At 64.6% G+C, this 10,107-nt stretch carries 7 protein-coding genes and 2 pseudogenes; 4 read left to right on the plus strand and 5 right to left on the minus strand.

The features are described 5' to 3' along the window. Positions 1–621: 621 nt before the first annotated feature. Complete coding sequence (locus ADL15_RS52805) at positions 622–1,392, minus strand: alpha/beta hydrolase family protein (protein WP_157441280.1); 771 nt, start codon at positions 1,390–1,392, stop codon at positions 622–624. Between the two features lie 1,321 nt (positions 1,393–2,713). Here ADL15_RS52805 and ADL15_RS52810 point away from each other — a divergent pair. Continuing rightward, positions 2,714–2,881 (plus strand): hypothetical protein, encoded by a 168-nt coding sequence (locus ADL15_RS52810; RefSeq protein WP_157441281.1) that lies wholly within the window; start codon positions 2,714–2,716, stop codon positions 2,879–2,881. A 2-nt stretch (positions 2,882–2,883) separates the two neighbouring features. Further along, positions 2,884–3,765 (plus strand): IS3 family transposase, encoded by an 882-nt coding sequence (locus tag ADL15_RS10080; protein ID WP_067687588.1) that lies wholly within the window; start codon positions 2,884–2,886, stop codon positions 3,763–3,765. A gap of 2 nt (positions 3,766–3,767) precedes the next feature. Here the strand turns inward: ADL15_RS10080 and istB are convergent, their stop codons facing one another. Beyond that, complete coding sequence (istB, locus tag ADL15_RS10085) at positions 3,768–4,667, minus strand: IS21-like element helper ATPase IstB (RefSeq protein ID WP_198170694.1); 900 nt, start codon at positions 4,665–4,667, stop codon at positions 3,768–3,770. Then, positions 4,664–6,138 (minus strand): annotated as a pseudogene (gene istA, locus ADL15_RS10090) (IS21 family transposase). Before istA ends, istB begins: the two are co-directional and overlap by 4 nt. Positions 6,139–6,466: 328 nt before the next feature. On the opposite strand from istA, the gene ADL15_RS56410 reads away from it, so the two are divergent. Both ADL15_RS56410 and ADL15_RS56415 read left to right on the plus strand, forming a co-directional pair. Next, a complete protein-coding gene (locus tag ADL15_RS56410) occupies positions 6,467–7,303 on the plus strand; it encodes an ISAs1 family transposase (protein ID WP_269748330.1) in 837 nt (278 codons plus the stop codon). Further along, positions 7,300–7,725 carry a hypothetical protein gene (locus ADL15_RS56415; RefSeq protein ID WP_067687592.1) on the plus strand — a complete coding sequence of 142 codons (426 nt, stop codon included), beginning with the start codon at positions 7,300–7,302 and terminating at the stop codon, positions 7,723–7,725. The genes ADL15_RS56410 and ADL15_RS56415 overlap by 4 nt, the downstream gene beginning before the upstream one ends. 19 nt (positions 7,726–7,744) lie before the next feature. Here ADL15_RS56415 and ADL15_RS51270 read toward each other — a convergent pair whose 3' ends face one another. After that, complete coding sequence (locus tag ADL15_RS51270) at positions 7,745–8,956, minus strand: ISAs1 family transposase (RefSeq protein WP_232344005.1); 1,212 nt, start codon at positions 8,954–8,956, stop codon at positions 7,745–7,747. A gap of 1,066 nt (positions 8,957–10,022) precedes the next feature. After that, positions 10,023–10,107 (minus strand): annotated as a pseudogene (locus ADL15_RS52815) (IS5/IS1182 family transposase); the annotation flags it as partial.

Genomic DNA, 10,107 nt, shown 5'->3' on the forward strand with positions numbered 1-10,107 from the left:
GAATAGAAGCGTCAGAACTCCTATCCTCCCAGGCCAGAGGGCACTTTCTATCTTCCGGGGTGCCGCCGTCTCACCATTCAGCGGTGGATCGAGGCTCAGAGATCGCGTTAGGGGCAGTAATCGTGCCGACCATATCCTTCGCAAGTGTTGGCGATCAACGTCGTCGGCGTAGTTACTGTCAGCTGATTAGGGCTTAGATCTGAGCCTCGGCGACTGGAGCGCTACGCACCCTTACGTGAAGACGCCGTCCGAGTGAATCCAATCGGACGGCGTTTCCAGATAGCTACTACAGTGGCATATTTGTAGACAGGGTCGCGGGGCATTGGTTTGTGTTGATCTTGAGTTTGGGTCGGCCGCGCTGGATTGTAGAGTCCCTCCGTGCCATCCCGCCCGCCCTGAGCGGGATGACGTCGCAACCATCCGCTGGTAGGCGACGTCGGACAGGCGGTGTTTCAGCACGCGGACCGGGTGGGCATCAAAGTAGTCGCCGCTCGCCGCTCGCCGCTCGCCGCTCGCCGCTCGCCGCTCGCCTAACGCTTGGCCGACAGCGCCCAAAAACAACCGGAGTATGCACACTGCGGTTGTCCAGCTCTCGACTTACCACTTAATTTAATACTCTCTTTACCACTCTGACGAGAGGGCCAGCCTCAGGAGACTCGCCACTTCCCTCTCATCAGAAAATAGAGCGTCCTCTTCCTCCTCTTCGATATCGGCATGAGATCCATGGATTGACAATTTTGAGCCACCCGCTTCACACATGCATCTGATTGATACAGTAGCCCTGGATAGAAGGGAAGCGGGATCAAGGTTCAGTATTTCATTTAAAAACGGACGCCCCAGGCGAAAGCCGGAGGAATGGGGGAGGAAACTATGCTCGCTAAGATTACGGCCCGCTATCTGATCTATCTGCCGATTGCGCCAATATGGGATACGGTCGATAAACTTACGGCGAGGATCAAGTACCGGCTGGAACATGAGAATTCGCTCTAGTTCCGGCGGCGGCTCTACTGCCGCAAGCCACAGCGAGGCGCAGGCCGAAATTCCTGCAGCGATCACGGTCACTCCACGCCCGCGGCTTTCCTGCCAAGCCCAGCAAACGGCAGCCCGCATGTCATTGGCAATACTGGAGATTGTTAACTCTTCCTGCTCCCCCTCGCTTGTGCCGTGACCCCTAATATTGAAAGTAACCGCCAACATCCCCTTATCGAGCAACTCAGGAATCAAAAAATCAAAAAGCCCGCTACCTCGCTCATCCTCGCCTTCCTTGTGAACGAGAAGAATCGCAGATGCGATTTTTCCCTCAGCAGGTCTAAATGCGCGCCCCTCCAGCCTCGTCCCGTCGCTGCTGACCAGCTCTATTTTGCGCCCGCCTACACCCAAGCCGGTGCTCATTAAAATCCCTCTTCCTGGTACTTCCTAGTCGGGTTCTCGATTAATCTGGCCCGACCGCGGTGAAGCCGAATTGCCGATCACCGTGATCGCGCGGCGCGGCTACCACGTTAAGGCCTCGACTTGGTCGAGGGTCAAGCTACGAGGGCGTCTCCCGGCCGGCAACCTTGATCCTTCTTTAGCGGATCGGTTAGAAACTACAATCATTCCCCAATCATGAAAAATAGGACTAATGGGGTGTAAATCCTCGTCACGGAAGAAACTTTTCTCATCTTGCGTAACCAGTCAGCTCAGATGTGGCTCAGTAAACGTGTGGCGTGTGGCGACCTCGTCGGCGTGCGCGGTCTGCTTGTGCAGCGCGTCGGCGATGAACGGCGCCCCGGCCCCGACGTTGAGCACCTTTGGCGGCGTCGAGCAGCGGCCCGAGGGAGGTGATTGGTTGGACCGCGTGTCCCCGCCTGAGCAAGCACGGTCCCGGTAGTGCTGTCCGGAGAGGACAGTAGATGGATCTGACGGCCGTCGCCCGCCGAGGGCGCGCGTCAGAGCCTGCGTGGAACGCGATTGCCTACGCGGCAGCGGGCTAGGTTGATGAGTCCAGTGGTGCAGTCAGCCGGCGAGGATGCTAGCGAGCAGGTGGGATCGCGACGGATCCACCATATTGTCGTGCCGGTAGGTACGGCGCCGCTGAAGCCGGGCTAGTTGTGCTGTCCAGAGCGTCAACTCCGACGTCGCACCTCAACCAACCTCCCTGGACAGCACAGCTAGTACGGGTGTGCTCGTCGAGGTCTTGCAGTCAGTCGTTGATCGCTGCGAGCGACGATGCACCTAACCATCACTGCGCAGACTGCGACAGCCAAGAGCTGCGGACAGCCGGGTAACGGACCTGCGCGGGAGGCTGCTTCATTCACCTCCGGGGGACCGGCGTCGGTGTAACGGTGTCGTCGGGCTCTCGTGACGGTCAGTGCGGGGATGACAGACGAGCCATCGGTGGACGAGGTCCCCAAGCCTCGTGCGGCTTTGAGAGCTTCATGATTCTCGACGTGATCCGTGGCCGAGCGGCCTCCACGGTGTCAACGGTCAAGACGAAGTCTTGGCTGATGGTCTTTTGATCTCGTTGTGGGCGGACAGCAGAATTCCATGCCTGTGGCTTGGGTTTCTGCTGTGGGTTAGCGGGTGAGTGCTTGGACGCCGTGGCCGGTCAGACACGGCGAAGGTTTGATCAGGACTTCAAGGATGGTGCGGTGCGGCTGGTCTGGGAGACCGGTAAGCCGATCGCGCAGGTGGCCGGGATCTGGGGATCAACGACGGGACGCTGGCGAATTGGGTGAACGTTGATCGGCGGCGCCGGGAGAACGGTGCCGGTGACGGGCTGAGTGAGGGCGAGCGGACCGAGCTGGCCCGGCTACGCCGGGAGAACGCCGAACTGCGGATGCGGTGTGATGTGCTCAAGCGCAGTCTGGCCCTCTGGGTCGAGGACTCGAGGGGCCGGTAGCCATGGCCGGGTTCATCGTCGCCCAGAGGGCACAGTTTCATATTCCGTACGCGGTGTCGTGCCGGGCACTCGGGGTGTCGCCGGCCTGGTTGTACAAGTGGCTGCCCGGTGACACGTCGCTGCGCCGGGCTCGCCGGCAGGCGCTGACTGCCCTGGTCGTCACGTTGTTCGCCCGGCACAAGGGCCGGTATGGCTCGCCGCGGATCACCGATGATCTACGGGCGATGGGCTGGCGGGTCAGCGTGAACACGATCGCGAAGATCATGGCCGGGCAGCACCTGGTCGCCCGGCCGAAACGCCGCCGCCGGAACCTGACCCAGCCGGACGGGTCCGCGCGTAAGGCACCGGACCTGCTCAACCGCGACTTCACACCGCCGCCCGTGCCGGACGTGGCCTGGGTCGGTGATCTCACCGAGATTCCTTGCGAGCAGGGCAAGTTCTACCTGGCGATCGTCCTGGACCTGCACTCGCGCCGGGCGGTCGGGTTCGCGATGGGTGCGCACCACGATGGTGCTCTGGCCACGGCTGCTTTGCAGGTCGCGGTCGCGGTCCGGGGTTGTGACGTGGCCGGGGTGATCTTCCATAGTGATCAGGGCGGGGAGTACACCGGCAACCTGTTCCGGGCGGCCTGTGCCCGGGCGCGGGTCCGGCAGTCGATGGGTCGCACCGGGTCGGCCTTGGACAACGCGGTCGCCGAGTCGTTCAACTCCACCCTCGAGTTCGAGCTCCTCGCCCGCGCCGGGCGTTACGCCACCCGGGCCCAGGCCCGGGCCGAGGTCGCCGGGTTCATCGGCGAATACAACAACCAGCGGCGGCACTCGACCGCGGGCCGGCTACCACCGGTGGTCTACGAGGCCCGGGTCCGCGCCGAACGCGCGGCGTGAGATCAACAGAAGAAGGAGGCGGCTACGCCGCCACTGATCCACCTACCAAGATCTAAAGACCTCAAGATCAAAGTCTCTACGGTTCTAGGGGATTGACAGAGGGCTTGTTGCAGGCGGTGGCTGTCGCCCTTGGTGGTGATGACGTGGGCGTGGTGCAGGAGCCGGTCGACGGTGGCGGTAGCGATCGTTTTGGGCATGATCGTGTCGAAGCCGGATGGGTGGATGTTGCTGGTCACGGTGATGGATCGGCGTTCGTAGGCGGCGTCGACGACGCGGTAGAACGCTTCGGCGGCGTCGGCTCCGGCGGGCAGCATGCCGATGTCGTCGACCACGATCAGATCGGCGCGGCAGATCCGGGCGACGGTGCGAGCCACCGATCCGTCGGCCTTGGCTCGGCCGATGGTGCTGGTCAGGGTTTCGAGGGTGAACCAGGCGACCCGCAGGTCCTGGTCGATGGCCTGGTGAGCGAGGGCTTCGACGAAATGGCTCTTGCCGGTGCCGGACGGCCCGGCGATGGCCAGGTTCTCGGCTCGGGCGATCCATTCGAGGGTGGTCAGGCCCTGCTGGGTGGCGGTGGGGATGCCCGAGTCCTCGGGCCGCCAGGTGTTGAAAGTTTTGCCGGTAGGGAAGTTCGCGGCTTTGCGGCGGGTGCGTCGGCCTGCGGTGTCGCGGCCGAGGATTTCCTCGGTGAGCAGGACGCGCAGGACTTCGGCGGGATCCCAGCGTTGTGCTCGGGCGGTGGCCAGGACGTCCGGAGCCGCGGCGCGCAGGTAGGGAAACCGCATTCGGCGTAGCAGGGTGTCGAGGTCGTCGGGCAGGGCAGGGGCGGTCGGTGTCTGGTCGGTGCGGCGGCTGCGGGAGCGCGGCGTGCGGACGGTGGCGGTGACGGGTTCGTTGGTCATGCGCCGTACTTCTTCCAGGAGCTGGTGCCGGGCTGGGCGGAGAAGTTCTCATCGGCGCGGACGACGTCGGCGGGATCACCGGCGCTGGCCAGGTGGTCGAGGATCGAGGCGAGGTCGTGTTCGCCGAACCGGCCCGCGGCGGCGGCCAGGCCGAGGGCATGGTCGACGCGCTGCAGGCCGAGGATGGTGGCCAGTTCGACGGCGCGGGCCATCTTCGCCCGGACGCGGGTGGCGCCGGTGGCGGCGGCCTCGACCAGCCAGGTGTGGGCGCCGGGACCGAGCTCGAGGAACACGGCTTCGGCGGTGGTGCGGGGTTTCGGACGGGGTGGTTTCGGGCCGTCGCCGAGATGCGGGTGGTGGGGGTAGTGGCCGTCCAGGATGGACGGGTTACCGGGTGTCGACAGCCGGTGCCGGGCGATCTCGACCACGCCGGCACTGGTCATCGCGGTGATCGCGAGGTGGCCGCCGACGACGCGGCACCAGGCTCGCTCACCGATGTGTCCGGGTGGTGTCGAGTAGCGCACGGACCCGAACCGGACCGCCTGATCCTCGTTGACCAGGCGTTCCTCGCCCAGCGCGGCGGTGTGCGGGTCGGCAGGCAGCGGGTGCAGCAGGCTGCGTTCGACGGCGAGGCGCTCGATCGGGGCGACCGAGGTCTCCCGATGGGCGCGGGCGTTGACCTTCTCGCACCAGGCTTCGCAGGCCGTGACCAGGTCGGTGAACGATTCGTAGGCGCTGAGCAGGTTCGCGCTGGTCGGCACCAGGTCCGCCTTGGCGATCTTCACGGTGGCTTCGACGCCGCCTTTCGATTCGGGGTCGAACGGTTCACAGGTCGCGACGGTGACGCCGTAGTGGCGGCCGGCCGCGACGATCTGCGGGTGGCGGACCGCGACGCCGGCAACGTGTTCGACCGTGACGGTCTTGGCGTTGTCGCCAAGCAGGTAGGCCGGAGCCCCGCCGAGCCTGCGCAGCGTGGCATCGAGACAGCCGACCAGGGTGCCGAGAGTCTGGTCCCAGGTCGGGATCACGACCCGGAACCGCGACCAGGCCAGCCAGGCGCAGAACAGGCTGGTCTTGCGGCCGGCGACCCGCGGCCCGTCGCCCCAGTCGAACTGCAACCACAGCCCGGGCTCGGCCACCCAGGGCCGATAGACACGCCGGTTACCGGCCTGCCACGCCGCCTTCGCGGCCTGCACCGCCCGACGGGTAGTGCGCTCGGTGCCGGTGAAACCCATCACGACCAGGCGTTCATAGACCTTGTCCGCCCGGATCTTCGCCTTGGACCGGTCGACGAGCTCTTCGACCTTCGGCAGGAACACATCGATCAGTTTCGGCCTGACGGCCCGCTCGAATGGATCCCCGCCCGCGTCGCGCAGGGTCACATACCGCTGCACGGTCTTGGGGTCGCAGCCGGCGAGCTGCCGGCCGAGTACGCGCACCCAGTGAGGTCGAAAGCTTCCAGAATTTTCATTATTTCCCTGTCTGACTTGGTCACGGTCTCTCCGGTCCGATCGAGTGCATGGGTCAGCACCCGCACCGATCGGCCGGAGAGATCCGATTTCAGGAGGTCGGGACCGAGATCACCTGACCGCACACCAGGAATTCCGGTGTCCGCGAGCCGGGACTCAACTGTCCTTTGACAAGGATTTTCGCGTTTCCGCTAGCACACGGAGCCCAGGGCGGTTGCGTAGTCGGTTGAGGATTCTGTGAGCTGGGATTTTGGTGGCTCTGCTGGTGCCGCTGGGTCCATGTAGGACGGGTGCGACCCGTTGGGGATCATGGTGTTTGCGAAGACAACCGTGATCGAGAACAGGACGCACCCGCTGGTGTCATCATTACTGACCGAGATCGTGTTGCCGCAACGACCCCCGCACCTGCCGTGCCCGATGACGGTCACCGATGGTGACTGGCAGAGCTTGTTCGTCGCGTTGGCGGCAGTCGAGGATCCGCGGGATCCGCGGGGCCGCCGGTATCCGCTGGTCGCTGTCCTGGCCGCGGCGGTGTGCGCGGTGATCGCCGGGGCGTGCACGTTCGCCGCGGTCAGCGACTGGGTGCGGTTCCAGGATCGCAGGGTGTGGTCCCGGCTCGGTTTCGATGGCCGGGTACCGGTCGCGACGACGGTGTGGCGGCTGCCGATCCGTATCGATGCCGCCGTGTTGTCGCAGGTCATGGCTCGCTGGCTACGGTCCCGGGCGACGCCGGCCCCGGACCCCGGTCGTTGGTGGCGCCGGGTCATCGCCGTCGACGGCAAGGTCGAGCGTGGTGCCCGGCTGAGCGATGGCCGTCAGGTCCATCTGCTCAGCGCGTACGACACCAGCACCGGCATCGTGCTCGCCCAGGTCCAGATCGCGGCGAAGTCGAATGAAATCCCCGCGTTCACCCCACTGGTGCGGCTGGTCAAGGACGTGCTGGGCTCGCTGGACGGCGTCCTGATCGTCGCGGACGCGCTCCACGCCCAGGCCGGGCACGCCGACCTGCTCGCCGAGCACGGCGCGCATCTGATGGTCACGGCCAAGGCCAACCAGCCGAAGCTGTTCGCCCAGCTCAAGGCCCAGCCCGGGCGCAGGTTCCGGTCGGGGCGCAGAGCCGCGAGACCGGTCACGGCCGTAAGGAGACCCGTACCGTCAAGGCATTGACCGTCGCGACGCCGGGCGGGCTGGGCTTCCCGAAGGCCGAACAGGCCGTCCGGATCACCCGGACCCGCACGATCAAGGGAAAGACCAGCCGCGAAACGGCGTACCTGACGATCTCACTGCCCGCCGGCCAGGCCCGGCCGGTCGATCTGGGCGCCTGGGCGCGGGCGGAATGGCAGATCGAAAACAGGGTGCACTATGTACGAGATGTCACGCTTCGTGAGGACGCGCATCAGGCCCGGACCGGTAACGGACCCGCCGTTTTCGCCACCCTCCGTAACACCTCGATCGGCTACCACCGCGTCAACGGCGCCACCAACATCGCCGAAGCCACCCGAGAGGCCAGCCAACGCCCCCACGATCTCATCACCGCCGTGACCACCGGTAAACCAACCGTGAACAGGCCAAACGGCACTATGCAATAGCCCTGACACGGAGCCAGGGCTATTGCGTTGTCGGGTAACTGCTGGTCAAGGCATTGATCAGGTCGTGTGAGCGGCGGCTGGCTTGCCGTGTGGCGCGAGCGATGTTGGTTGCTCCGGTGGTGCGGTGCCAGCCGATCGCGGTATTACGCAGGGTTGCGATAACGGCGGGCCCGTTGCCGGTCCGGGCTTGATGAAGATCCTCACGGAAAGTCACACCTCGGACGTGATGGAGTTTGTTCTCGATGTGCCAGTGCCGCCGGATCCAGGTCTGCAGATCACGAGTCGTGGCGTGGCCGGCGGGCAGCGACACGGTCAGATAGGCGGTTTCGCGGCTGGTTCGACCTGCGACGATACGGGTGCGAGTGATCCGGACGGCTTGCAAGGCGTGCGGAAAGCTGGTGCCGCCGGGTGTGGCGACCGTGACGGCTTTGACGGTGCGGGTCTCGCGGCGTCCGTGACTGCGGTCGCGGGTCCGGTCCCCGACTGGGATTTGCGCCCAGGGCAGCCGTTTAAGCTGCTCGAACAGGGTCGGCTGGTTACCTTTCACCTGCACGAGCAGGTGCGCTCGGCGGGCGGTGATCTCCTCGGCGTGCCCGGTCTGGGTATGCAGGGCGTCAGCGATGAACAGAACCCCGGCAAGGGTGCCGAGCGCTATTTCGACGGCGTCGAGCAGCGGTGTGAACGAGGTGATTTCATTCGACTTCGTGTCCACGGTGACCTGGGCGATCACGATCCCGGTTGCGGTATCCAGGGCGGACAGCAGATGGACCTGACGGCGTCGCTCAGGCGGGCGCCCCGCAAGGTTTTGCCGTCTACCGCGATCACCCGGCGATACCGGCGCGGCGGCGGACCCGGCGGACGGGCTCGAGTGTGCAGCCAGCCGGCGAGGATGGTTGCCAGCAGTGCCGGATCGAGACGGGTCAACAACCGCCACATCGTCGTGCTGGCGGGGGAGGGCGTTGCTGAAGCCAAGCCGGACCTGGGCGTGTTCGTCGAGGTCATGGAGCCAGTCGGTGATCGCCGCGAACGAGGATGCGCCGGCCATGGCCGCGCAGACCGCTACCGCCAGGACCGCGGACAGCGGGTAGCGGATCCCGCGTGGGTCACGCGGATCAGGGACTTTCGTCAGCGCGGTCAGCAGATCGTGCTGTTCACCGTCGGTGACCGGCGTCGGTGCGGTGGTGGTGCGGGGTGTCGTAACGGTCAGTGCGGTGATGAGGGATGATGCCATCGGCGGGTGAGGTCCTCGGGGCTTCGTGTGGCCTAGAGAAATTCATGATCACCGACGTGATCTCATCCGTCGCCTTCGCCTGCACAGAGGCCACCCACGCCTCGAAACCCCAGTTCAGAGCCCCGCCGTCAGACTACGCAATGGCCCTGTCCACGGAGCCGCTCAGTCCACGAACTACCAGTTCAAAGCCTGCCGTCAAACTCGGCAATGACTCAGGGCTGGAATTCGGCTCCCTTATCGTGCATCCTTGACGTACGCGATAGGTTAACTCCGACGTCGACTAGCGCAAGAGGGCTGCCTTAGGGCGAATCTGAATGTAGAATTGAGGGCCGATTATGGAGCGAGAGGTTAATAGAGTTGACCGATTCCTGACAGATGCCCGAGTGGATCGTCTTGCGAATTTCGCCAACAGGCCACGAATAAAATTCATACCATTCGCGGAATTTAATTGTCCCCACCCTCGGTGCAAGTCCGCACCTGAACTCACAGGAGCAGATACCAGCCGACAGCGGATGCCCTTGCCGCCCCCATTGATGAGAGTGCTGGATCGGCTAATAGCCAGTCGACAGAAAGACGACTCTGTAGGCGGCCTCTGATCCCAGGCTGGACCCGCGCCTAAACCGACCCGCGTCTCTGCGCCGCGATCGTCGACCGGCTGACCTTCAACGGCACGATCATCGAGACCGGCACCGACTCCTACAGACTCTCCCGAACCGCCGCCAAACAAACCGCCACCAGCAGTTCCTGACCAGCACGCCGTTGGTTCGGACACGAAAGACTGAACTCGGCCCGCAGGTGGGGCCACTTCAAACCGTCATAGTGAGGCCATTTCAAGGTTCTGGCCCACTTTCCGTGATCGGTTTGGTTCCTCGGGCGTTTAGGCCTCATCTGTCAGAGTCATCTGAATGGATGACACGGAGTGGTGACACCGGATGGTTGTACCGTCGAGGTGTGTCTGCACCTATCTGATAACGGGGAACCGGACCTGATCGACAGGGTCGTTCCGGCGGGTTCGCGGATTCTGGAGCTCGGGTGCGGCACGGGGCGGCTGGCCAATGAGCCTTTTTCATCCTGCGTAGCGGTTGGCTTCGACGTGGTGCAGAACGAGGATGGCCTGCACGATCGCGGTGGCGCGGCGAGGGCAACAGCGC

It is taken from the genome of Actinoplanes awajinensis subsp. mycoplanecinus, from assembly GCF_001509495.1.
GTDB lineage: Bacteria > Actinomycetota > Actinomycetes > Mycobacteriales > Micromonosporaceae > Actinoplanes > Actinoplanes palleronii.